This is a genomic window from Micrococcus sp. Mcc28 (genome assembly GCF_024519775.1).
Classification (GTDB): Bacteria; Actinomycetota; Actinomycetes; order Actinomycetales; family Micrococcaceae; genus Micrococcus; species Micrococcus luteus.
This window is the reverse complement of record NZ_JALJRH010000004.1, coordinates 136,307-159,503: the sequence shown is the minus strand read 5'-3', so window position 1 is coordinate 159,503 and position 23,197 is coordinate 136,307. Positions and strand designations below refer to the sequence as shown.

At 74.3% G+C, this 23,197-nt stretch carries 22 protein-coding genes; 3 read left to right on the top strand and 19 right to left on the bottom strand.

Annotation, left to right across the window (positions count from 1 at the left end; genetic code table 11):
- Window positions 1-2 precede the first annotated feature (2 nt).
- From carA to NR073_RS03355, 18 genes are all read right to left on the bottom strand, one after another.
- Window positions 3-1,187, bottom strand: coding sequence for a glutamine-hydrolyzing carbamoyl-phosphate synthase small subunit (gene carA, locus NR073_RS03440; protein WP_036313720.1), 1,185 nt, complete (start codon window positions 1,185-1,187; stop codon window positions 3-5).
- The gene (locus tag NR073_RS03435; RefSeq protein ID WP_012750893.1) at window positions 1,184-1,810 is read right to left on the bottom strand and encodes a hypothetical protein; all 627 of its coding nucleotides are present in this window, start codon (window positions 1,808-1,810) and stop codon (window positions 1,184-1,186) included. The genes carA and NR073_RS03435 overlap by 4 nt, the downstream gene beginning before the upstream one ends.
- The gene (locus tag NR073_RS03430; RefSeq protein ID WP_036313718.1) at window positions 1,807-3,186 is read right to left on the bottom strand and encodes a dihydroorotase; all 1,380 of its coding nucleotides are present in this window, start codon (window positions 3,184-3,186) and stop codon (window positions 1,807-1,809) included. Before NR073_RS03430 ends, NR073_RS03435 begins: the two co-directional genes overlap by 4 nt.
- Window positions 3,183-4,166, bottom strand: a complete 984-nt coding sequence (locus tag NR073_RS03425; protein WP_036313715.1) for an aspartate carbamoyltransferase catalytic subunit — start codon at window positions 4,164-4,166, stop codon at window positions 3,183-3,185. The genes NR073_RS03430 and NR073_RS03425 overlap by 4 nt, the downstream gene beginning before the upstream one ends.
- Window positions 4,167-4,169: 3 nt before the next feature.
- The gene (gene pyrR / locus NR073_RS03420; protein WP_036313707.1) at window positions 4,170-4,778 is read right to left on the bottom strand and encodes a bifunctional pyr operon transcriptional regulator/uracil phosphoribosyltransferase PyrR; all 609 of its coding nucleotides are present in this window, start codon (window positions 4,776-4,778) and stop codon (window positions 4,170-4,172) included.
- A 169-nt stretch (window positions 4,779-4,947) separates the two neighbouring features.
- Window positions 4,948-5,400, bottom strand: a complete 453-nt coding sequence (gene nusB / locus NR073_RS03415; protein WP_044659811.1) for a transcription antitermination factor NusB — start codon at window positions 5,398-5,400, stop codon at window positions 4,948-4,950.
- A complete protein-coding gene (gene efp, locus NR073_RS03410; RefSeq protein ID WP_002857030.1) occupies window positions 5,393-5,956 on the bottom strand; it encodes an elongation factor P in 564 nt (187 codons plus the stop codon). The genes nusB and efp overlap by 8 nt, the downstream gene beginning before the upstream one ends.
- 120 nt (window positions 5,957-6,076) lie before the next feature.
- A complete protein-coding gene (gene aroB / locus NR073_RS03405; RefSeq protein WP_082067642.1) occupies window positions 6,077-7,246 on the bottom strand; it encodes a 3-dehydroquinate synthase in 1,170 nt (389 codons plus the stop codon).
- The gene (locus tag NR073_RS03400; protein ID WP_044659812.1) at window positions 7,243-7,947 is read right to left on the bottom strand and encodes a shikimate kinase; all 705 of its coding nucleotides are present in this window, start codon (window positions 7,945-7,947) and stop codon (window positions 7,243-7,245) included. The genes aroB and NR073_RS03400 overlap by 4 nt, the downstream gene beginning before the upstream one ends.
- The gene (gene aroC, locus NR073_RS03395) at window positions 7,944-9,179 is read right to left on the bottom strand and encodes a chorismate synthase (RefSeq protein WP_036336604.1); all 1,236 of its coding nucleotides are present in this window, start codon (window positions 9,177-9,179) and stop codon (window positions 7,944-7,946) included. The genes NR073_RS03400 and aroC overlap by 4 nt, the downstream gene beginning before the upstream one ends.
- A gap of 79 nt (window positions 9,180-9,258) precedes the next feature.
- Window positions 9,259-10,182 (bottom strand): shikimate dehydrogenase, encoded by a 924-nt coding sequence (locus NR073_RS03390; RefSeq protein ID WP_044659823.1) that lies wholly within the window; start codon window positions 10,180-10,182, stop codon window positions 9,259-9,261.
- The gene (mltG, locus tag NR073_RS03385; protein WP_044659813.1) at window positions 10,182-11,450 is read right to left on the bottom strand and encodes an endolytic transglycosylase MltG; all 1,269 of its coding nucleotides are present in this window, start codon (window positions 11,448-11,450) and stop codon (window positions 10,182-10,184) included. The genes NR073_RS03390 and mltG overlap by 1 nt, the downstream gene beginning before the upstream one ends.
- Window positions 11,447-11,968, bottom strand: a complete 522-nt coding sequence (gene ruvX, locus NR073_RS03380) for a Holliday junction resolvase RuvX (protein WP_044659814.1) — start codon at window positions 11,966-11,968, stop codon at window positions 11,447-11,449. Before ruvX ends, mltG begins: the two co-directional genes overlap by 4 nt.
- Window positions 11,969-11,975: 7 nt before the next feature.
- Complete coding sequence (gene alaS / locus NR073_RS03375; protein ID WP_036380962.1) at window positions 11,976-14,687, bottom strand: alanine--tRNA ligase; 2,712 nt, start codon at window positions 14,685-14,687, stop codon at window positions 11,976-11,978.
- On the bottom strand, window positions 14,684-15,073 hold the full coding sequence (locus tag NR073_RS03370; protein ID WP_020621562.1) for a hypothetical protein: 390 nt from the start codon (window positions 15,071-15,073) through the stop codon (window positions 14,684-14,686). The genes alaS and NR073_RS03370 overlap by 4 nt, the downstream gene beginning before the upstream one ends.
- 171 nt (window positions 15,074-15,244) lie before the next feature.
- Window positions 15,245-15,871, bottom strand: coding sequence for a 30S ribosomal protein S4 (gene rpsD, locus NR073_RS03365; protein WP_020621561.1), 627 nt, complete (start codon window positions 15,869-15,871; stop codon window positions 15,245-15,247).
- Between the two features lie 282 nt (window positions 15,872-16,153).
- Window positions 16,154-16,717, bottom strand: a complete 564-nt coding sequence (locus NR073_RS03360) for a general stress protein (protein ID WP_020621560.1) — start codon at window positions 16,715-16,717, stop codon at window positions 16,154-16,156.
- Between the two features lie 171 nt (window positions 16,718-16,888).
- On the bottom strand, window positions 16,889-18,286 hold the full coding sequence (locus tag NR073_RS03355; RefSeq protein WP_044659815.1) for a replication-associated recombination protein A: 1,398 nt from the start codon (window positions 18,284-18,286) through the stop codon (window positions 16,889-16,891).
- Window positions 18,287-18,338: 52 nt separating this feature from the next.
- Here NR073_RS03355 and NR073_RS03350 point away from each other — a divergent pair, with 52 nt between their 5' ends.
- From NR073_RS03350 to dtd, 3 genes are all read left to right on the top strand, one after another.
- A complete protein-coding gene (locus NR073_RS03350; protein WP_044659816.1) occupies window positions 18,339-18,929 on the top strand; it encodes a DUF1697 domain-containing protein in 591 nt (196 codons plus the stop codon).
- A gap of 139 nt (window positions 18,930-19,068) precedes the next feature.
- Window positions 19,069-20,808, top strand: a complete 1,740-nt coding sequence (locus NR073_RS03345) for a choice-of-anchor I family protein (RefSeq protein ID WP_044659817.1) — start codon at window positions 19,069-19,071, stop codon at window positions 20,806-20,808.
- Window positions 20,809-20,852: 44 nt separating this feature from the next.
- Window positions 20,853-21,305, top strand: coding sequence for a D-aminoacyl-tRNA deacylase (gene dtd, locus NR073_RS03340; RefSeq protein ID WP_044659818.1), 453 nt, complete (start codon window positions 20,853-20,855; stop codon window positions 21,303-21,305).
- Window positions 21,306-21,328: 23 nt separating this feature from the next.
- Here dtd and aspS read toward each other — a convergent pair whose 3' ends face one another.
- On the bottom strand, window positions 21,329-23,143 hold the full coding sequence (gene aspS, locus NR073_RS03335) for an aspartate--tRNA ligase (protein ID WP_044659819.1): 1,815 nt from the start codon (window positions 23,141-23,143) through the stop codon (window positions 21,329-21,331).
- Window positions 23,144-23,197: the final 54 nt, after the last annotated feature.

Here is a 23,197-nt window from a genome sequence, read left to right as displayed (position 1 = left end):
GATCAGGCTCCTTCGGTGGCGGGGGTGGTGGCGGCGCGGTGCTCGGTGAGCAGCTGCACGAAGCGGTCGAACAGGTCGAGGGTGTCGTTGGGGCCGGCCGCGGACTCCGGGTGGAACTGCACGGAGAAGGCGGGCCGGTCGAGCAGGCGCAGGCCCTCGACGACCTGGTCGTTCAGGGACCAGTGGGAGACCTCGACGCGGCCGAAGCGCGACTCCGGCGCCTCGATCGGCTCGCCGAGGGGGGCGTCCACGGCGAAGCCGTGGTTCTGGGAGGTGATGGCCACGCGGCCCGTGGCCTTGTCCAGCACCGGCTGGTTCGGGCCGCGGTGGCCGAACTTCAGCTTGTAGGTGTCGAAGCCGAGCGCGCGGCCGAAGATCTGGTTGCCGAAGCAGATGCCGAAGAACGGCAGGCCGGCGTCGAGGACCTCGCGCAGCAGCTCCACCTGGGCGTCTGCCGTGGCCGGGTCGCCGGGGCCGTTGGACAGGAAGACGCCGTCCGGGTCCACGGCGCGGATGCCGGCCAGGTCCGTGGCCGCGGGCAGCACGTGCACGCGGATGCCGCGGGAGGCCAGGTGCCGCGGCGTGGCGGCCTTGATGCCGAGGTCGAGGGCGGCGATCTCGGCGATCGGCTCGCCCTCCCAGCCGTGCTCGGCCGGCTCGATGACGTACGGCTGCTCCGTGGTGACGGACTCCGCGAGGCGGGCGCCGGCCATCGACGGCTGGGCGCGCACCTCCGCCAGCAGCTCGGCCTCCGGGCGGGCGGCGTGCTCGCCGGAGAACACGCCGGCGCGCATCGAGCCCTCGGTGCGCAGGCGGCGGGTGATGGCCCGGGTGTCGACCTCGCGGATCCCGACGACGCCGAACGTCTCGAGCTCCTCGTCGAGGGTGCGCTCGGCGCGCCAGTTGGACGGACGCCGGGCCGCGTCGCGGACCACGTAGCCGGCGGCGAAGATCGCCCGCGACTCGCGGTCGGCGTCGTTGACCCCGGTGTTGCCGATGTGCGGGGAGGTCTGCACGATGATCTGCCCCGCGTAGGACGGGTCGGTGAGGGTCTCCTGGTAGCCGGTCATGCCCGTGGTGAACACGGCCTCGCCCAGGGTGCGGCCGCGGGCGCCGTAGGCCCGGCCGCGGTGGACGGTGCCGTCCTCGAGGACGAGCAGGGCCAGGTCGTCGGTGGGGGTGCTCATCGGGGGTCTCCTTCTCCTGCGCGGCCGGCCGGGTCGGCCGGGGCGGGGTCGATGATGGTCTGCAGGGCGGCGAGGAGCCGGTCGCGGTCCTCGGGGCGGTCGGGGCGGAAGGCGGAGGTGAGTTCGACGTCGCCGAGGCGCCAGCCCCAGGCGACGAGCCCGCCCGGCTCGACGAACTTGCCGGCGATCCCGCCGGACAGGCCGGCCTCGACGAGGTCGTCCGCGGGGATGAACAGGTTGGCGGCCCCGGGGCGGAGCACGAGCAGGCCGCGGTGGGTGCCGGCGTCGTGGACCTCGAGGACGGCGCGCGAGCGCAGGCCCAGGCCGTGCACCGCCACGCGGTCCAGTCGGTCCTCGCCGCGCACCGTGCCCACGTGCATGCCCTCCGCGGACAGCGTCGGCTCGGCGTCGTAGAGGGCCGTCGGCACGGGGGCCGGGGCCGGGATCCCGGCCTGCGCCCGGCGGCGGGCCCGCCACCCGAGGGCCAGCAGGCCGAGCAGCACGAGGACGACGGCCAGGGTGCCCAGGGTCACCGGCAGCCACACGTCCGCGTAGTCCTTCGTCGGGGTCCGCGGCGGGACGGGACGGGCCGCCAGGGCGGCGGCCAGGGAGGTGATGCTCACGCGCGCTCCCCCGTCTCCGTCAGGGCCGGGTGGCGGTACGGCCGGGCGGGGGCGCCGTCGGCGACGACGCGGGCGCCGCGGTAGACCGTGTGGCGTACCGCGCCCGGCAGCTCCATGCCCCGGTACGGGCTGTTGCGGGACTTGGTCAGGTGCTGCTCGGGGTCCACGGTGCGGCGGGCCTGCGGGTCCACGAGCACGAGGTTGGCCACGGCGCCGACGCGCGGGACGCCGCGCTCGTCGGCCTGGCCCTGGTCGGTCAGGCCGGCGATCCGGGCCGGCGCCGTGGACATCACGCGGGCGACGCCGGCCCAGTCCATCAGGCCGGTGTCCACCATCGCCTGCTGCACCACGGACAGGGCGGTCTCGAGGCCCGTCATGCCCATCGCCGCGACCGTCCACTCGCACTGCTTGGTCTCGGCGGTGTGTGGGGCGTGGTCGGTGCCCACGGTGTCGATGGTGCCGTCGGCCAGCCCGGCGCGCAGGGCCATCACGTCGGACTCGCGGCGCAGCGGCGGGTTGACCTTGAACACGGGGTCGTAGGAGCGGACGAGCTCCTCGGTGAGCAGCAGGTGGTGCGGGGTGACCTCGGCGGTCACGGCCACGCCCTGGGCCTTGGCCCAGCGGATCAGCTCGACGGAGCCGGCCGTGGAGACGTGGCACACGTGCAGGCGGGAGTCCACGTGCTGGGCCAGCAGCACGTCACGGGCGATGATGGCCTCCTCCGCCACGGCGGGCCAGCCGGCCAGGCCGAGGACGCCGGAGAGCTCGGACTCGTTCATCTGGGCGCCGGCGGTGAGGTTCGGCTCCTGCGCGTGCTGGGCCACGAAGCCGCCGAAGGACTTCACGTACTCGAGCGCACGGCGCATCAGCACGGCGTCGTGGACGCACATGCCGTCGTCGGAGAACATCCGCACGCGGGCCTGCGAGTCGGCCATCGCGCCGAGGTCGGCCAGGGCCTCGCCGGCCAGGCCCACGGTCACCGCGCCCACGGGGTGCACATCGCACCAGCCCGCGTCCCGGCCCAGCCGCCACACCTGCTCCACCACGCCGGCGGTGTCGGCCGTCGGCGTCGAGTTGGCCATCGCGTGGACCGAGGTGAAGCCGCCCATCGCGGCGGCGCGGGTGCCGGTCTCGACCGTCTCCGCGTCCTCCTTGCCGGGCTGGCGCAGATGGGTGTGCAGGTCGACGAGCCCGGGCAGCAGCACCAGGCCGGCGCAGTCGACCTCCTCGGGGGCCGGGTCGAGGCCGGCGGCGTGGGTCGCGGCGTCCGGGCCGAGGGCGGCGATCCGGCCCTCGGCGACGAGCACGTCGGCGGTCTCGCCCGTGGTCAGGCGCGCGCTGCGCAGCAGCAGGGGGGCGGGGCTGGGGGCGCTCACGGGCGGACCTCCTGGTCGTGGTTGAGGACGAGGTGCAGGACCGCCATGCGGACGGACACGCCGTTGGCGACCTGCTCGAGGGCGGTGTTGCGGGGCGAGTCCGCCGCCGCCGGGCTGATCTCCAGGCCGCGGTTCATCGGGCCGGGGTGCATGACCACGGGCTCGTCGAGCAGGGCGCCCCGGCCGGCGGTGAGGCGGGCGAAGCGGTCGTCGGTCAGCCCCCAGGTCCGGGTGTACTCCCCTGCGGACGGGAAGAAGGCGCCGCCCATTCGCTCGGCCTGGACGCGGAGCATCATGACGGCGTCGGGGCCGGCGTCGAGGGCCTCGTCCAGCGAGTAGGTGACCTGGCACGGCCACGCGGCCACGCCCACGGGCAGCAGGGTGGGCGGGGCGGCCAGGGTGACCTGTGCGCCCAGCGTGCTGAGCAGCCACACGTTGGACCGGGCCACGCGCGAGTGCAGGATGTCCCCCACGATCACCACGCGCATGCCGGTCAGGTCCCGGCCGACCAGGTCCTCTCCCGTCGCCGCGGCGAGGCGCCGGCGCAGGGTGAAGGCGTCCAGGAGGGCCTGGGTGGGGTGCTCGTGGGTGCCGTCGCCGGCGTTCACGACGGCGGAGCGCACCCAGCCGGAGTCGGCCAGCTGGCGGGCCGCGCCCGAGGACCAGTGGCGCATCACGATGGCGTCCGCGCCGATGGCCTCGAGCGTCTGGACGGTGTCCTTGAGCGACTCCCCCTTGGAGACGGACGACCCCTTCGCGGAGAAGTTGATCACGTCCGCGGAGAGCCGCTTGGCGGCGGCCTCGAAGGAGATGCGGGTGCGGGTGGAGTCCTCGAGGAAGAGGTTCACCACGGTGCGGCCGCGCAGGGCGGGCAGCTTCTTGACCTCGCGCTGGTTGACGGCGGCCATCTCCTCGGCGGTGTCGAGGACGGCGAGGGCGTCGGCGCGGGAGAGGTCGGCGGTGGACAGCAGGTGGCGCACGGCTCAACCCTCCCGGGTCGCGACACGGTCGACGATGCTCACGGCGTCCTCAGTGACCTCGCCGGTGCCCTCGGGGCCGTCGACCTCCATGAGCCGGACCTGGACGCGCTCGGCGGTGGAGGTCGGCAGGTTCTTGCCCACGAAGTCGGCCCGGACGGGCAGCTCGCGGTGCCCGCGGTCCACGAGGACGGCCAGGCGCACGGCGGCGGGGCGGCCCAGGTCGGCGATCGCGTCGAGGGCGGCCCGGACGGTGCGGCCGGAGAAGAGGACGTCGTCCACGAGCACGACGACGGCGCCGTCGAGGGGGACCTCGGGCAGGCGGGTGGGCATCGGGGTGCGGGCCGTGCCGCGGCGGAGGTCGTCCCGGTAGAGCGTCACGTCCACCTCACCGACGGCGGCGGTGGGGTCGAAGGCCGGCTCGATGCGGGCCAGCAGGGCGCCGAGCCGCCGGGCCAGGGGGGCCCCGCGGCGCGGGATCCCCATCAGGACGAGACCCTCGGCGCCCTTGTTGGACTCGAGGATCTCGTGGGCGATCCGGGTCAGCGCCCGGTCGATCTCGGACGTGGACAGCACGGTCCGGGCAGCACGAGGTGCGGCGGGGTCAGTTCCCATGCCGGCGCCTCCTTCCCCGCCTCACAGGACGGCTCTTAAAGGATGCGTGGTCCGTCCCGGGGCGCCGGTGGGCCCCCGCGCGGGACGTCGCCGACTCTACCAGCGAGGCCCGCCCCACGGCGCGGATGACGCGGTGCGGGACGGGCCTCGTGACGGAGCTCTCGGCGGCTCAGGCGAGCAGCGTCGGCTTGACCTGCTGCAGGCGGCCGAGCAGACCGTTGACGAACTCGGGCGAGTCGTCCGTGGACAGCTGGGCGGCCAGGGCGACGGCCTCGGAGATGGCGACGGCGTCCGGCACGTCGTCCTGGAACAGCAGCTCCCAGGCCCCCACGCGCAGGATCGCCCGGTCGACGGCGGGCATGCGGTCCAGGGACCAGCCGCGGGAGTAGGAGCTCAGGGCCTCGTCGAGCCGCTCCTGGTCCGCGATGACGCCTTCCACGAGCCGCTGGGTGTAGGCGTTCACCTGCAGATCGGTGCTCTCGCGGCGGGTGCGGATGCCCTCCAGCGCGCTGGAGCCCCGCTGCTCGGCCTCGAACAGGATCTCCACCGCACGCTGCCGGGAGCGGCTGCGCGCCGTGGTCCCCCGCTTGGCAGCGGAGCCGGCGGAGGCCCGCTCAGTCATTGACGCGGCCGAGGTAGTCGCCGGTGCGGGTGTCGACCTTGACGCGGGTGCCCTGCTCGACGAAGAGCGGCACCTGGATCTCGGCGCCGGTCTCCACGGTGGCGGGCTTGGTGCCGGCGGACGAGCGGTCCCCCTGCAGGCCCGGCTCGGTGTAGGTGATCTCCAGGACCACGGACGCCGGCATCTCGAGGTACAGCGGCGTGCCCTCGTGCAGGGCGATGACCACCTGGGTGTTCTCGAGCATGTACTTCGCGGCGTCGCCGACCACGGCCCCGGGCACGGTGATCTGGTCGTAGTCCTTGACGTCCATGAACACGTAGTCCGCGCCGTCCTGGTAGAGGTACTGGTAGTCGGAGCGGTCCACGGTGGCGAACTCGACCTTGGCGCCGGCGTTGAAGGTCTTGTCCACGACCTTGCCCGTGGTGATGTTCTTCATCTTGGTGCGGACGAACGCGCCGCCCTTGCCCGGCTTGACGTGCTGGAACTCGGTGACGTTCCAGAGCTGGCCCTCCAGCTTCAGGACGGCGCCGTTCTTGATGTCGTTGCTCGTTGCCACGTGTGTGTGCTCCCGATCGGTCTCGCGGACCGTCACGGGTCCGCCTGCAGTGGGTGGGGTCTTGGATGTGCGCGGGCCAGTCTACGGGAGGCCCCGCGCGGGGCCGGGGTCAGCGGCGGCTCACTCTGCGATCTCCTGGTACGCCGCGAAGAGCAGGGACGCGTCCGGGATGTCCACGGTGGTGGGCTGCGCGAGCCCGTCCAGCAGGACGAAGCGCAGCTGGTCGCCGCGGTTCTTCTTGTCCCGGCGGATGCCCTCGAGCAGGGTCTGCCACCGGTCCCCGCGGTAGGAGACGGGCAGGCCCAGGGCCGTCAGCACCGACCAGTGGCGGTCCGCGGTGGCGTCGTCGAGCCGGCCGAGGGAGCGGGCCAGCTCGGCCGCGAAGACCAGCCCCACGGACACCGCGGCGCCGTGGCGCCACTGGTAGCGCTCGGCGAGCTCGATCGCGTGCCCCATCGTGTGGCCGTAGTTCAGCGCCTCGCGGGCGCCCGACTCGCGGGGGTCGCGGGAGACGACGTCCGCCTTGACCCGGATCGAACGCTCGATCAGCTCGCGCAGCCGCGCGGAGTGCGGGTTCTGGGCCTGGGCCGGGTCCTCCTCGATGAGGTCGAGGATCGCGGGGTCGGCGATGAAGCCGCACTTCACGACCTCGGCCAGGCCGGAGATCAGCTCGTTGGCCGGCAGGGTGAGCAGCGTGTCCAGGTCCGCCAGCACGCCGGCCGGATTGTGGAACGCCCCCACCAGGTTCTTGCCCTCGGCGGTGTTGATGCCGGTCTTGCCGCCCACCGCCGCGTCCACCATGCCCAGCAGGGTGGTGGGCATGTGCACGACGCGGACGCCGCGCAGCCACGTGGCCGCCACGAAGCCGGCCAGGTCGGACACGGCGCCGCCGCCCACGGAGACGATCGCGTCCGACCGGGTGAAGTCGTTCTGGCCGAGCACCTGCCAGCAGAACCCGGCCACCTGCAGGTGCTTGCCCTCCTCGGCGTCCGGGATCTCGGCGGTCAGTGCGGTCAGGCCCACGGCCTCGAGGTCGTTCTTGACGACGTCGCCGGTGGCCCGGAGGGCGCGCGGATGGATGACCAGCACGCGTCGGACGGTCGGGCCGAGCATGTCCGGCAGGCGCGCGAGCAGGCCCCGGCCCACCACCACGTCGTAGCCGCCGTGCACGGTCGCCTCGTGGCCGCCGGCCACGGGGATGACCGTCACGTCCTCGGGTGCGGCCGGAGCGGCCGCGGGCGCCGCCCCCGGGGTCTCCTGCTCGGTGATGTCCGGCTCACGGTCGGTCATGGGTGTGACTCACTCCTTCGGGGGCGGTGGGCGTCCCCCACGATACGCCAGGCCGCCTCGGCGGCCGTCAGGCCTGTGGTGTCGAGCACGAGGTCGGCGACCTCGCGGTACAGCCCCTCGCGTTCGGCGAGGATGCGCCGCCAGGTCCCGGCGGGGTCTCCGGCCAGGACGGGGCGGCCCGCGCCGCCGCCCACGCGGCGCAGCGCCTCCTCCTCTCCGACCGCGAGGTAGACGACGTCGGAGTCCGGCCCGGCCAGCGCGCGGCGGGTGCCCGGATGCAGGACGGCGCCGCCGCCGCACGAGAGGACGCACGGGGCGGGTCGGCCGAGCACATGGCCGATGACGCGCGCCTCCTCCGCCCGGAACGCGGCCTCGCCGTGCTCGGCGAAGAACTCCGGGATCGGGCCGTGCACCTGGGTGAACAGCTCGTCGGAGTCCACGAAGGGCAGCCCGGTCACGGCGGCCAGGGCCCGGCCGACCGTCGTCTTCCCGGCCCCCATCGGGCCGACGAGGACGATCCGGCGGGCCGGGCGCGCGGCCGGGTCCTCGTCGGCCGCGGCGGCCACCGTGGCCGCGGCCGTCAGGCGCGCCTCGAGGGCACCGATCATGCCCTCCCACGGGCACACGGTGACGGGCCCGGGGACGGGACGCGTGCTCGGGTCCGGTCCCGGGGCCGGCGCGGTCCCGGGGGTGTCGGTCACGGCAGGGGGTCGCCCATCGGGCCGTCCGCCACGACGTCGGCGCCCGGCTCCGGCAGGGCGGGGACCGCGGCCTGGAACGCTTCGAGGTTGCGGCGCGTCTCGGCCACGGAGTCGCCGCCGAACTTCTCGAGCATCGCGTCGGCCAGGACGAGGGCGACCATGGCCTCGGCGACGATGCCCGCGGCGGGCACGGCCGCCACGTCGGAGCGCTGATGGTGGGCCGTGGTCTCCGCGCCCGTGGCGACGTCGACCGTGGGCAGTGCGCGCGGCACCGTGGCGATCGGCTTCATCGCGGCGCTCACGCGCAGCAGCTCGCCCGTCGACATGCCGGCCTCGATGCCGCCGGCCCGGTCGGTCGTGCGCCGGGGGCGGCCGTCCGCGCCGCGGGCGATCCCGTCGTGGGCGGCGGTGCCGCGTCGGGCGGCCGTGGCGAACCCGTCGCCGACCTGCACGCCCTTGATCGCCTGGATGCCCATGAGCGCCCCCGCCAGCCGCGCGTCGAGGCGGCGGTCCCAGTGGACGTGGGAGCCCAGGCCGATCGGCACGCCGTACGCCAGCACCTCCACGACGCCGCCGAGGGTCTCCCCGGCGCGGTGGGCGTCGTCGACCTCGGCGACCATCGCCGCGGAGGTCTGCGGGTCGAGGCAGCGGACCGGGTCGGCGTCGAGGCGGGCCTCGTCCTCGGGGACGGGGAACGGGTGGCCCTCCGGCAGGGCGGCCTCCCCGAAGGCCACGGTGTGGGAGACGATCCGCACGCCGAGCTCGCCGAGGAAGGCGCGGGCGACGGTGCCCAGGGCCACACGGGCGGCGGTCTCACGGGCGGAGGCGCGCTCGAGGAGGGGGCGGGCCTCGTCGAAGCCGTACTTCTGCATGCCGGTCAGGTCGGCGTGGCCGGGCCGCGGGCGGGTGAGCGCCGCGTTGCGGGCCAGACCGTCGAGCTCCTCCGCGGGGACGGGATCGGCGGCCATCACCTTCTCCCACTTGGGCCATTCCGTGTTGCCCACCTGGATCGCCACAGGCGAGCCGAGGGTGCGGCCGTGGCGGACGCCGCCGAGGATCGTCACCGCGTCCTGCTCGAACTTCATGCGCGCGCCGCGCCCGTACCCCAGGCGGCGGCGCGCGAGCGCGTCCTGCACGTCCTGCGTCGTGACCGGGATCCCGGCCGGCAGTCCCTCTACGATTCCTGTGAGCGCGGGGCCGTGAGACTCCCCCGCTGTCAACCAGCGCACCATGGCGTGCAGTCTCTCACGCACGGGGCGCCGCGCCGTCACGTGTGACCGGACGGGACACACCGGATCCGGCGTTCGACGCTCAGCCGGCGGCCGGTCCCAGGGCGTCCGCCGCGGCGCGCGTCACCGCCGCCCAGTCCGGCTCGGGCATCCCGGCTGCGGCGCGGGGCCGGGCCGTGAACAGCCGGACCTGCTCGATGCCCTGGTGCAGCAGCATGGACAGCCCGGACGCCACCGGACCGACCTCCCGGGACCAGGCGGACGCCAGCACGGAGGGCCACGGGTCGTAGGCCGCGTCCAGCAGGGGCGGCAGGGCGGCGTCGGCCGGCACGTGTGCGGCCAGGACGTCCGCGGCGCGCGGCGGCAGGGTGGCGACGACGGCACGCAGCCCCGGTGCCCGCCGGAGCAGATCCGGCTGGCCGATGGTCTCCCAGCGCAGCCCGAGCGCGTCGGCCAGGGCCGTCACCTCGGCGGCGCGGGCGGCGTCGCGGACGCCGAAGAACACCGCGTCCGCGCCGAGCGTGGTGGCGGCGAGGACGGCCGCCGTCGCGGTCCCCCCGTTCCCGAGGACGCCGACGGTCCCGCCCCGGGCGGCACGGTCGAGGCCGGCCGCGGCGAGGGCGCCGAGGATGCCGTCCACGTCCGTGTTCTCGGCGTGGACGACCCCGGGCGCGGAGGGGTGGTCGCGCACGAGGGTGTTCGCGGTGCCCAGGAGCCGGACGCGGTCGCTGACGTGCCCGGCGGCGGCGACGGCCGCCCGCTTCAGCGGCATGGTGACGGAGCAGCCGAGCCAGTCCTGCCCGCGGGCCGCGGCCGCGCCGCCGTCGGCCGCGCCCGGGGCGCCGAGGTGCTCGGCCGCGAAGGCGAGCACGTCGTCCTCGCCCAGGTCACGTCGGCCGTAGTCGACGTCGAGGCCCAGGACCCGGTAGCCGGCCGCGTGCAGCACCGGGGAGAGCGAGTGGGCGATCGGCCGGCCCAGGACCGCCGCGCGCAGCGTGGGGCGCATCAGCACACCCCCGGATTGGAGGCGCAGTAGCGCTGCAGGGTGCGCACGTGCTGCTGGTGCTCCTCATAGGTGCGGGAGAACTCGGTGTGGCCGGTGCCGATGTCCGTGGTCACCCAGTAGTAGGCGTCCGTCTCGGCCGGGTCGAGGGCGGCCTCGACGGCCGCGTCGGAGGGCATGCCGATCGGACCCGGCGGCAGGCCCGGGTGCACGTACGTGTTGTAGGGGTTCGACGCGTCCTGCCGCTGGCCCGAGGTGAAGCTGAGGCTGCGCACGCCGAGGCCGTACGTGACGGTAGCGTCGATCTGCAGGAGCCCGCGCGTCTCGGTGTTGTCCGGGGCGAGGCGGTTCTCGATGGCGCCGGCGACCTGCCGGTAGTCCTGGGGCAGGGCCTCCGCCTCGAGGATGGAGGCGATCGTGAGCAGGCGCTGCTGCTCGGCCGGGTCGCGGACGTCGAGGGCGTCGAGCTCGGCGAGGGTGGGCCGGATCAGGGAGTCGAGCACCTGCTCGGCGGTGGCGTCGACGGGGAGGCGGTACTCCCCCGCGTCGAGCCAGCCCTCGAGCGTGCCCGCCTCCCCGGGGACGCCGTAGCGGGTCGGGTCGTGGGCGGCGGCCTCGAGCTCCTTGCGGGGCAGCCCCGTGGCCTCGGCGACGGCGTCCAGCACCTCGGTGAGTCGCCGGCCGCGCTCCACGAGCACGTAGTGCACGGCCCCGTCCGCGGCGCCCTGGAGCACCGCGAGGGCCTCGGCCGCGGGCATCCGCTCGCGCAGCACGAAGTCCCCCGAGCGCACGAGACCGCTGCCCGTGTCCCTGGCGGCGCGCTCGAACGCACGGGCGGAGGCCACGATGCCGGCCCGGTCCAGGCGGGCCGCCACGGAGCCCAGGTCCTCGCCCGGCTCCACCGAGAACGTCACCTCGTCGCCCTCGACGGCCGTGTGGTCGGGGCCGCCCAGGAACCCGCGCACGATCAGCCCGACCACGACGGCGAACGCCACGAGCACCGTGCCCAGCACCAGCGCGGTCCGCCGCCGGCCGGCGCCGCGATCGACCCGCGGGGCCGGGTGGGACCCGGAGCCCCGGCGACGCAGGAACGTGCGGGGCCGGCATGGGCCGGCCGCGTCGACCGGCTGGGACGGGGCGCCGAGATCGGCCTCGTCCGCCTCGCCGTGGGCGAAGCCGAACACGTCGAGGTCGTCGTGGACGTCGGCCTCGTCGCCGAGCAGATCGTCCCAGTGGTCCTCACGCCGCGCGTGCTGGTGGTCGCCGGTCACCGGATCTGCTCCCGGTCCTGGCCGGCCCAGCGGCCGGTGCGGCGCTGCTCGTCCACGACGGCCTGCAGGATCGCGACGGCGGCCGCCTGGTCGATCACGCCGCGGCTGTCCTTGACGGACCGGCCCGCGGCCCGCAGTCCGGCCTGCGCGGAGACCGTGCTGAGCCGCTCGTCGACGAGCCGGACCGGCACGGGGTGGCCCGCCTCGACCAGGGCGGCGGCGACGGCGTCCGCGTAGTCGAGGGCGTCCTGCGTGGACGGCGTGTGCTCGCCCCGCAGATTCACCGGCAGGCCGACGTACACGGCGACGACGTCGAGCTCGCGTGCGTGGGCGACGAGCTCGTCCACGTCACGACGTCGACGCGCATCCCGCCGCAGGGTGGCCACGGGGGTGGCGATCAGGCCGTCGGGGTCGGCCGACGCGACGCCCACGCGGGCACGTCCGACGTCGACGCCGAGGGTGCGCCCCCGGCGCACGGCGTCGCTCGCCACGGCGGCCCCGTCCTGACCTGCGCTCACGTCCGCCTCAGGCCGCGCGCACCGCGGCGACGACGGCCTCGAGCGCGTCCCCGACGCGCGTGACGTCCTGGCCGCCGCCCTGGGCGACGTCGTCCTTGCCTCCGCCCCCGCCGCCGAGCACGCCGGTGGCGGTCTTGACCATGGCGCCCGCCTTGAGGCCGGCCGCGCGGGCGGCCTCGTTGGTCGCCACGACCACGAGGGGCCGGCCCTTGGCCTCGGCCGTGAGGGCCACGAGCACGGGCGTGCCCGCCGCGTTGCCGCCGGCCGACTCGATCCGGGCGCGCAGGTCCAGCACGAGGGAACGCAGCTGGTCCCCGGCCACGTCGCCGACGTGGTGCGCCAGCACCCGCACCGACGTCCCGGCGGACGTCGTGACGTCCTGGGCCTGCCCGACGAGCTGCCCGGCCTGGGCCTGCAGCGCCTGGGCCCGCAGCTCCGCGACCTGCTTCTCGGCCGCCTTGAGCCGGTCCAGGGTGGCGCCGATGCGGTCCTTGAGCTCCTCGGCCGGGGCCTTGAACATCTCCGAGAGCTCGGAGACGAGGGTGCGCTCCGCGGCGAGGTGGCGGAACGAGTCCAGGCCGACGAGCGCCTCGACGCGGCGGTTGCCCGAGCCCACGGACTGCTCGCCGAGCAGGGTCAGCGAGCCGATCTGCGCGGTGCGGCCCACGTGGGTGCCGCCGCACAGCTCGCGGGACCAGGCGCCGTCGATCTCCACGACGCGCACCCGGTCGCCGTACTTCTCGCCGAACAGGCTCATCGCGCCGAGTGCGCGCGCCTCCTCGAGGCTCATCTCCTGGGTGAGCACGGCGTGGTCGTCGCGGATGGCGATGTTCACCACGTCCTCGACCTCGGAGCGGGCCCCGGCCGAGAGCGCCTCGGCCCAGCGGAAGTCGAAGCGCAGGTAGCCCTCCTTGTTGAAGGAGCCGGACTGGGTGGCCTCGGGGCCGAGGATCTGGTGCAGTGCGGCGTGCACCAGGTGGGTGCCGGAGTGGGCCTTCTCGCCGTCGAGGCGGCGCTGCAGGTCGATCGCGCCGAGGGCCTGCGCACCGGCGGCGACCTCGCCGTCGAGGACCTTGACCCTGTGCACGGACAGCCCCTTCACGGGGGCCTGCACGTCGAGCACCTCGAGGCGGAAGCCGTCGCCGGTGATCAGGCCGGTGTCCGCGGCCTGGCCGCCGGACTCCGCGTAGAACGGCGTGGCGTCCAGGACGAGCTCGAGCTCCGTGCCGGCGCCGGCGGACGCGACCTCCTCGCCGTTCTGCAGCAGGCCGCGCACCACGGACTCGGTGGTGTGCTCGGTGTAGCCGGTGAAGTGGGTCTGGCCCTCGGCGCGCAGGCGCTGGTACACGGCGGTGTCCGTGTGGCCGGCCTTCTTGGCCTTGGCGTCCGCGCGGGCGCGGTCGCGCTGCTCGGCCATGAGGGCGCGGAACCCGGCCTCGTCCACGGCGACGCCGGCCTCCTCCGCGATCTCCAGCGTCAGCTCGATCGGGAAGCCGTAGGTGTCGTGCAGCTCGAACGCGTCCGGGCCCGCGATGCCGCCGCCCGCCGAGCGGGCCTGGCCCACCGCGGCGTCGAGGCGGGCCGTGCCCGCGGCGATGGTCCGCAGGAACGCCTTCTCCTCGGCGTAGGCGATCCGGGAGATGCGCTCGAACTCGTCCGCGACCACCGGGTAGGTGCCCTTCATCGCGTCCCGGGAGACCGGCAGCAGCTCAGGGAAAACGGGCTCGGTGACGCCCATCAGGCGCAGGGCGCGGACGACGCGGCGGATGAGGCGGCGCAGCACGTAGCCGCGGCCCTCGTTGCCGGGGCGCACGCCGTCGCTGATCAGCATCAGGGCCGAGCGCACGTGGTCGGCCACCATGCGCAGGCGGACGTCGTCGTCGTAGTGCGGGTCGGCCGGGTCCTCGGTGGAGGTGTAGGAGCGGCCGGCCAGCTGCGCGGCGCGGTCGAGCACGGGGCGGACCTGGTCCGTCTCGTACATGTTCTCCACACCCTGGAGGATCATGGCGAGCCGCTCGAGGCCGAGACCGGTGTCGATGTTCTTGTGCTCGAGCTCGCCGGCGATGTCGAAGTCGTCCTTCGAGCGCACCGCGGAGAGGCGGTACTGCATGAACACGAGGTTCCAGATCTCGATGTAGCGGGTGTCGTCCGCGGCCGGGCCGCCGTCGACGCCGTACGCGGGGCCGCGGTCGTAGAAGATCTCCGAGCAGGGGCCGCCCGGGCCGGGCTGGCCGGTGTTCCAGTAGTTGTCGTCCTTGCCCATGCGCTGGATGCGCTCGGGACGGACGCCCACGTCCTCGCGCCAGATGCGCTCGGCCTCGTCGTCCTCGCGGTACACGGTGACCCAGAGGCGCTCGGGGTCCAGGCCGAAGCCGCCGTCCTCGACCGAGGACGTCAGCAGCTCCCAGGCCATCGGGATGGCCGTCTCCTTGAAGTAGTCGCCGAAGGAGAAGTTGCCGCACATCTGGAAGAAGGTGCCGTGGCGGACGGTCTTGCCGACCTCCTCGATGTCCGCGGTGCGGATGCACTTCTGCACCGAGACGACGCGCGGGCTCGGCGGGGTCTGCTCCCCCAGGAAGTACGGGATGAACGGGACCATGCCGGCCACCGTGAACAGCAGCGACGGATCCGGCGAGACGAGCGACGCCGACGGCACCACGCGGTGCCCCCTGGACTCAAAGAAGGCGGTCCAGCGGCGGGCGATCTCCTGGGACTTCATGCGGGGGTGTCCTTCTGCGTGGTGGTGGTCTGGGGGCGGGCGGCGCCGTGCGACGGCGGCTCCACGGTCTCCCCGGAGATGATCGGCCCCGTGTGGGGCAGGTAGGGCGCGGCCCAGGGGGCCTCGGCGCGGACGCGCTCGGCCAGGCGCCGGGCACCGTCCTGCAGGGCGGCCGCCGCGGCGTCGGCGGCGGCCTCACCGGCCTGGCGGGCCAGACGCTCCGGGTCCAGGCGGGCGGAGAACCCCGCGCGCCCCCCCGCGGAGCCAGGGTCAGACGTCGGCGCGTCGGTCGCGTCGGTGGCCGGGTGGGCACGGTCGCCGAGGGCGCGGTGTGCGAACCAGCCGGATGCGGCGCCGGCGCCGACGAGCAGCAGCGAGCGGAGCATGGCGGGGGCCTCCTTCGGACGGCAGGGATTCCGGCCCCACCTTACCGGGCGCGGCGCCGATCCCCGGCGGCGGGCCCGGGGGACGCCGCAGGCCCGGTCACCTCCGAGAGGTGACCGGGCCTGCGGGACGCGCGGGGCGCCGTCGTCCGGGACGGACCCGGCCGCGGCGGATCAGCGCGCGTAGTACTCGACCACGAGCTGCTCCTCGCAGGTCACGGGGACCTCGGAGCGCTTCGGGCGACGGGTGAGGGTGGCGCGCAGCTTGTCGATCTCCACGGTCAGGTAGCCCGGGGTGGCGGGCAGGACCTGCTGGTGGGCGCCGGCGGCGGCCAGCTGGAAGGGGACCATCTTCTCCGAGCGCTCGTGCACGTGGATCATCTGGCCCTCCTTCACGCGGAACGAGGGGACGTCCACGCGCTTGCCGTCCACCAGGATGTGGCGGTGCACGACGAGCTGACGGGCCTGCTGGATGGTGCGGGCGAAGCCGGCACGCAGCACGAGGGCGTCGAGGCGCTGCTCGAGGAGCTCGACCAGGTTCTCACCGGTCAGGCCGGCGGTGCGCTTGGCCTCCTCGAAGTAGCGGCGCATCTGGGCCTCGCGGATGTTGTACTGGGCGCGCAGACGCTGCTTCTCCTTGAGGCGCACCGCGTAGTCCGAGTCCTGCTTGCGGCGGGCACGGCCGTGCTGGCCGGGGCCGTACGGACGACGCTCCATGTACTTCTCGGCCTTGGGGGTCAGCGCGATGCCCAGGGCGCGGGAGTGCCGCACGGTGCGGCGGGTGCGAAGGTTGCCACTCATGGTGGACCTGCCTTTCCTTGACGTGCGGCACGGTTCGGGTTTGTCTCGAGGTCTCGTCCGCGCGCCGGGGCACACGGGTCAAGGGGACTCGAACCTGGCCTCCCCGCGATCCTGAGGAGAGCTGAGGGGCGTGCCGCCGCCCGTCATCCACTGATGCGCTGCGCGTCCCTCGACCGGGCACGCGGGTGTCCCGTGGACCGTTCGAGGGGGATGCGTCCGGGGCGCAGCGCCTGCCAGACCGGTCCACCTTACCAGAGCGACGACGACGGGGCGGGCCGGGGCTCAGGCGCGCGGCGTGGCCGCGGTGCCGGGGTCCGCGCCGAGGAGCTGACCGGCCTGGTCCAGGTGGGAGGCCTCGACCAGCACGTCGTACGACTCGGCCTCCATGGTCTGCAGGGACGTGAAGTCGCGCCTGCCGCCGGTGGCCGCGTGGCCGATCGCCCCGAAGACGGCCCCCCACAGGGCGCCCAGGCCCAGGGAGATCAGCAGGATCCAGAGGAACCCGAAGCCGGGGGCGAAGATCGAGAAGAGCAGGCCGAGCAGGAGGCCGAACCACAGGCCCTGCAGCCCGCCGCGGACGGCGGCCTTGCCGGTGGTCATCCGGCCCAGGACCTGCTCCACGGAGCGCAGCCCGGTGCCCACGATGCGCACGCGCTCCACGGGGAACCCGGCGTCGGAGAGCTGGTCCACGAGGGCCTGGGCCTCGGCGTAGGCCGGGACGGAGCGCAGGATGCGGTAGTCGGCCTGCGGGAGGGCGGGGCCGCCGGCGCCGGGGCGGCCGTACGGGGCCGGCTGCTGCGCGGCGGTGTGCTGGGGGGTGGACTGCTGCGGAGTGGACTGGGTCATGGGGGCGGCTCCTTCTGTTCCTTCTGTGCGTCGGTGGTGCATGGGGGCGCGAGCGGGCGAGGAGTCGGCGGGCCGACGTCGACCGCCCCGCTCATCCCTGGACAACCGGTGATCCGGGGTCTTTATTCCGCGCGGCCGCCCGAGGCGTCCGCCCTCGGGCCCGGCGCGCGCTCAGTCGCCGCGGATGATCCGGCGCAGCGCGGCCACCTGCTCGGTGAGCCGCTTCTCGTGTCCGATGGGCTTGGGCCGGTAATAGTCCCTCCCGACCAGGGGGTCCGGCGCGTACTGCTGACGGGCGACGGCGTGCGGCTCGTCGTGGCTGTAGACGTAGCCCTGGCCGTGGCCGAGGGCCGCCGCGCCGGGGTAGTGCGCGTCCCGCAGGTGCGCCGGCACCGCGCCCGTGTGGCCGGCCCGCACGTCCGCGATCGCCTCGTTCACGGCGGTGTAGCTCGCGTTGGACTTCGGCGCGGTGGCCAGATGCGTCACGGCCTGCGCCAGGATGATGCGTCCCTCCGGCATGCCGATCAGCTGCACGGCCTGGGCGGCGGCCACGGCGGTCTGCAGCGCGGTCGGGTCGGCCATGCCCACGTCCTCGGACGCGGAGATGATCAGCCGCCGGGCGATGAACCGGGGGTCCTCCCCCGCCTCCAGCATCCGGGCGAGGTAGTGCATCGACGCGTCCACGTCCGAGCCGCGGATGGACTTGATGAAGGCACTGATCACGTCGTAGTGCTGGTCGCCGTCCTTGTCGTAGCGCTGGACGTGGTGGTCCATCGCCTGCGCGGCGTCCTCGTCCGTGACCGCGACGGCGCCCTCCCCCGCCCGGCCGGCCTCGCGCGCCTTGTCCAGGGCGACGCCGGCCGCGGCCTCCAGCACCGTGAGCGCCCGCCTCGCGTCGCCGCCGGCCATCCGCACCAGGTAGTCCCGCGCGTCGTCCTGGAGCACCACGGCGCCGTTGAGCCCGCGCTCCTGGGTCACGGCACGGTCCAGCAGCCCGACGATGTCGTCGTCCGTGAGGGGACGCAGCGTGAGCAGCAGCGACCGGGAGAGCAGGGGTGCGATCACGGAGAAGGACGGGTTCTCCGTGGTCGCGGCCACCAGCACGACCCAGCGGTTCTCGACGCCCGGCAGCAGCGCGTCCTGCTGCGCCTTGGAGAAGCGGTGGATCTCATCGAGGAACAGGACGGTGGTGCGCCCGTAGAGGTCCCGTTCGCGCTGGGCCTGCTCCATCACCTGCCGCACGTCCTTCACACCGGCCGTGATCGCGGACAGCTCCGTGAACGTGCGCCCGGGGGCGCGGGCGATCACGTGGGCCAGCGTCGTCTTGCCGATGCCCGGAGGCCCGTAGAGGATGACCGAGCTCGGTCCCGCGGCGGAGTCCGGATCGGGCTCGGCGAGCTTGCGCAGCGGGGAGCCCGGCCGCATGAGGTGCCGCTGGCCCAGCACGTCATCCAGCGTGCGCGGGCGCATGCGCACGGCCAGCGGTGCGCCGGGGTGCGGGGCGGCCACGGTGCCGGCCGGGCCGTCGTCGTCGGCCCCGTTGTGGGCGGCGCTGAAGAGGTCGTCCATCGGGTCCAGGGTAGTCCTCGGCCCGCGGGGGCGTGGGTGGCATCATGGCCGCATGAGCCCCGCCGCCCCGCGCACCGACCACACCCACGTCCTGCTGCTGCGCGGGATCAACGTGGGGCGGAGCAACCGTGTCGGCAAGGACACGCTGATCCGCTGGGCCCAGGCCGCCGGCGGGGAGGCGGTCACCACCCACCTGGCCAGCGGCAACGTCCTGTTCCGGGCGTCCTCCGACGCAGCCGCGGAGGGCGTGCGGCAGGGGTTCGCGCGACGGGCGCGTGAGGAGGGCGGCCTCGACGTCCCCGTGGTCCTCGTGGACGTGGGCACGCTCCGGCGCGCCCTGGAGCTGCACGACGCGCTCCCCTGGGCCGGCGGCGAGCCGAAACGCACGCAGCTCACCGTGCTCGAGGACGACCCCGCACCCGAGGCGGCCGCCGCCCTGGCCGCGCTCGACCACGGGGACGACCGACCCGCGGGGCCGGATCGCACGGCCCTGGAGGGACGGCTGCTGTGGATGCGCTGCGCCGCGGGGGTCGCCGACTCCCCGCTCACTCCGGCCCGCCTCGACCGGGCGCTCGGGGTGCGCGGCACGGCCCGGAACCTCACGACGGTGCGGGTGCTCGCGGGGCTGCCGAGCGAGGACTGACCTCGGCGGACGGCACGCGGGGCGTCCGGGGCGTCGACACCCGCGGGACACCGCGCGCTGGCCGGGACGTCACGGACCGTTCACATCCGTGCGATGGGGTGACCCCGTCCTCCGCCTCCCTGCCCTGACTGGAGCATCCATGCCTCGCCTCGCACGCCTCGCCACGGCCGTCACCGCCGCGACCCTGTCCACGGCCTTCCTCGCCCCGGCCTCCCTCAGCGCGCCCGCCCCGCACTCGGCCACGGCCCAGCGCGCCGCCATCGCCGCCAACCCGTCCGGCAAGAGCATCGAGCTCACCCGCGCCGGCACCCACGAGACCGGCGTGTTCGGCGAGTCCGCCGCCGAGATCCCGGCCTTCGACGCGGTCTCCGGCCGCCTGTTCGTGGTGAATGCGCAGCGCGGCGCCGTCGACGTCATGCGCCTGGGCGCCGACGCCGCCCCCGTGGCCGAGCGGACCCTCTCCGCCGAGGGCCTGCGCACCGCGGACGGCTCCGTCACGGACAAGGGCGCCACGGTGAACTCCGTCGCTGTCTCCGGCGGTGTGATGGCCGTCGCCGTCGAGGCCGCCGAGAAGACCGACCACGGCTGGGTCGTGTTCTTCGACACCACCACCCTGCGCTACCTCGGCGGCGTGCGGGTGGGTGCCCTGCCGGACTCGCTGGCCTTCTCCCCGAACGGGGCGTACGTGGTGGTCGCCAACGAGGGCGAACCGGCCGACGACTTCTCCGTCGACCCGGAGGGCACGATCTCCGTGGTCTCCGTACCGAAGAACGCCCGGCAGTTCTCCCGCCTGACCCAGGACGCGGTGCGCACCGTGGACTTCCGTGCCTACGACGCCGGCACCGCCCTGCCCGCCGGCGTGCGCGTCTCCGGCCCCGATATGGCGGTGCCCGCCGGTCACGAGCCCGCCGGTCGGGTGGCTCGCAACCTCGAGCCGGAGTACGTCACCGTCGACCCGACCGGACGCACCGCCTACGTGTCCGTGCAGGAGGCCAACGCCGTCGCCGTCGTGGACCTGAAGTCCGCCACGCTGGAGGACCTCTGGGCGCTGACGCCCACCGATTGGTCCACCGAGGGCGTGCTGGACGCCTCGGACAAGGACGGCGGCATCGAGCTGGGCCACTGGCCGGTCGACGGCCTGCCCATGCCCGACGGCATCGACACGTACCGCTGGCGCGGTCAGAACCTGGTCGTCACCGCCAACGAGGGTGACGGGCGGGAGTGGGGCGACTTCAACGACTCCGAGCGCGTCAGCGACCTGGACCTGTGCGCCGCCGAGTTCCCGGGGGCCAAGGCCCTGCAGAAGAAGGATGCCCTGGGCCGCCTGAAGGTGCTCACCGACCTCGGCTACGACTCTGAGCGCGAGTGCCACTCCTCCCTGACCACACTGGGCGGCCGGTCCTTCTCCATCTACACCGCGGACGGCACCCGCCTGTTCGACTCCGCCGGCATGATCGAGGAGCAGATCGCCCGGCTCGTGGCCGCCGGCGAGCTGCCGGAGCACGCGTTCAACGCGAACAACGACGAGACCCCGTCCGGGGACTCCCGTTCGGATGACAAGGGCCCCGAGCCCGAGTCCGTAGTGGTGGGCACGATCCAGGGCCGCACCTACGCGTTCGTGGGCCTCGAGCGCATCGGCGGCGTGGTGGTCTTCGACATCACCGACCCGCGGAACGCCACCTACGTGGACTACGTCAACGACCGTGACTGGGATGCCGCGGGCGACGACGCCACGGCCGGCCTGGGTGACATGGGCGCCGAGGGCCTGACCTTCGTGCCGGCCGACGAGTCCCCCTCCGGCACCGCCCTGCTGATCGTCGCCAACGAGGTCTCCGGCTCGACCACCGTGTACGAGGTGAATCCGACCCGTCGTCAGTGATCCGCTGACGCGGACCGGTTCCGGGCGCGTTGCAGAATGGCTGCATGAGAGCCGTTCTGCAACGCGCCCGTTCCGCGTCCGTGACCGTCGACGGCAAAGTCGTCGGCTCCTTCGAGGGCGAGGGGCTGGTGATCCTGCTCGGCGTGACCGTCGACGACACCGAGGCCGAGGCCGTCCAGGTGGCCCGCAAGGTGGCCGGGCTCCGCATGCTCGACGGCGAGCGGTCCCTCACCGACGCCGGTGCCCCGGCGCTCGTCGTCAGCCAGTTCACGCTGTACGGCGACGTGCGGAAGGGCCGGCGGCCGTCCTGGACGCGCGCGGCGAAGGGCAACCAGGCCGAGCCGCTCTACGAGCGGTTCACGGCCGAGCTCGAGGCCGCCGGCGTGCGCGTGGAGCGCGGGGTGTTCGGCGCGAAGATGGACGTCTCCCTCACCAACTCCGGGCCGTTCACGCTGATCGTGGACTCGGACGAGCTGGCCGGTCCGCGGCGCGGCTGAGGCGGGCCCGCCGCGGGCCCGGATCAGGCTCCCGGCTCGGCCTCGGCCTGCTTCGGCTCCGGCTGCGCGTCGACGCCGGCCTCCTTGCGCTGCTGGGCGGTGATGGGCGCCGGTGCGGCCGTCAGCGGGTCGAAGCCGCCGCCGGTCTTCGGGAACGCGATGACCTCGCGGATCGAGTCGGTGCCGGCCAGCAGGGCGACCACGCGGTCCCAGCCGAACGCGATGCCGCCGTGCGGCGGGGCGCCGTACTTGAAGCCCTCGAGCAGGAAGCCGAACTTCTCGTTCGCCTCCTCCGGGGACAGGCCCATGACCTCGAACACGCGCTCCTGCACGTCCTGACGGTGGATGCGGATGGAACCGCCGCCGATCTCGTTGCCGTTGCACACGATGTCGTAGGCGTAGGCCAGGGCCGAGCCCGGGTCGGTGTCGAAGGTGTCCGCGAACTCCGGCTTGGGCGAGGTGAACGCGTGGTGCACGGCGGTCCAGGCGCCCGCGCCCACGGCGACGTCGCCCGAGGCCACGGCGTCGGCCGCCGGCTCGAACATCGGCGCGTCCACGACCCACACGAACGCCCAGTCGGCGTCCTTCGCGGCCACGCCGTCACCGGCGTCGGTGAACAGCCCGCAGCGACGGCCGATCTCCACGCGGGCCGCACCCAGCAGCGCGCGGGACTCCTTCGGCTTGCCGGCGGCGAAGAACACGCAGTCGCCCGGGTTCGCGCCCACGGCGGCGGCCAGCCCGGCCTTCTCCTCCTCGGAGATGTTCTTGGACACCGGACCGGTCAGCTCGCCGTCCTCCTGGATGAGCACGTAGGCCAGGCCCTTGGCGCCGCGCTGCTTGGCCCACTCCTGCCACGCGTCGAGGGTGCGGCGGGCCTGGGAGGCGCCGCCCGGCATCACGACGGCGCCCACGTACTCGTTCTGGAACACGCGGAACGGGGTGTCCTTGAAGTACTCGGTCAGGTCCGTCAGCTCGAGGCCGAAGCGCAGGTCCGGCTTGTCCGAGCCGTACTTCTCCATGGCCTCGGCGTAGGTCATGCGGCGGATCGGCGTCGGCACGTCCACGCCCACGAGGGCCCACAGGGCCTTGACGATCTTCTCGCCGAGGGCGATCACGTCATCCTGCTCCACGAAGGAGGCCTCGATGTCCAGCTGGGTGAACTCGGGCTGACGGTCCGCGCGGAAGTCCTCGTCCCGGTAGCAGCGGGCGATCTGGTAGTACTTCTCGATCCCGCCCACCTGCAGCAGCTGCTTGAACAGCTGCGGCGACTGCGGCAGGGCGTACCAGGAGCCGGGAGCCAGGCGGGCCGGGACGAGGAAGTCGCGGGCGCCCTCCGGCGTCGAGCGCGTGAGGGTCGGGGTCTCGACCTCCACGAAGCCCTCGCCGTGCAGCAGCTCGCGCGCCGTCCGGTTGACCTCGGAGCGCAGGCGCATGATGCGCGAGGGCTGCGGGCGGCGCAGGTCGAGGTAGCGGTGGCGCAGCCGGGCCTCCTCGCCGACCTCCACGTGCTCGTCCACCTGGAACGGCAGCGCGGCGGCGGTGTTGAGCACCGTCACGGTCTCCGCGATCAGCTCGATCTCACCGGAGGGAAGGTTCGGGTTCTCGTTGCCCTCGGGGCGGCGCTCGACCGTGCCGGTGACCTGCAGAACCCACTCGTTGCGCAGCGGGTCGAAGTCCGCCTCGTCCCGCACCACAACCTGGGCGAAGCCCGAGGCGTCGCGCAGGTCCACGAAGGCCACGCCGCCGTGGTCTCGCCGCCGCGCCACCCAGCCGGTGACGGTGACGGTCTGGCCGATGAGCGAGGCGTTGAGCTCGCCGAGGGAGTGGGTGCGCAGCACGAGGATCCTCTCCGTCCGGTCGCCGGACGATGTGCGGGGTTCATGTGATGGTCG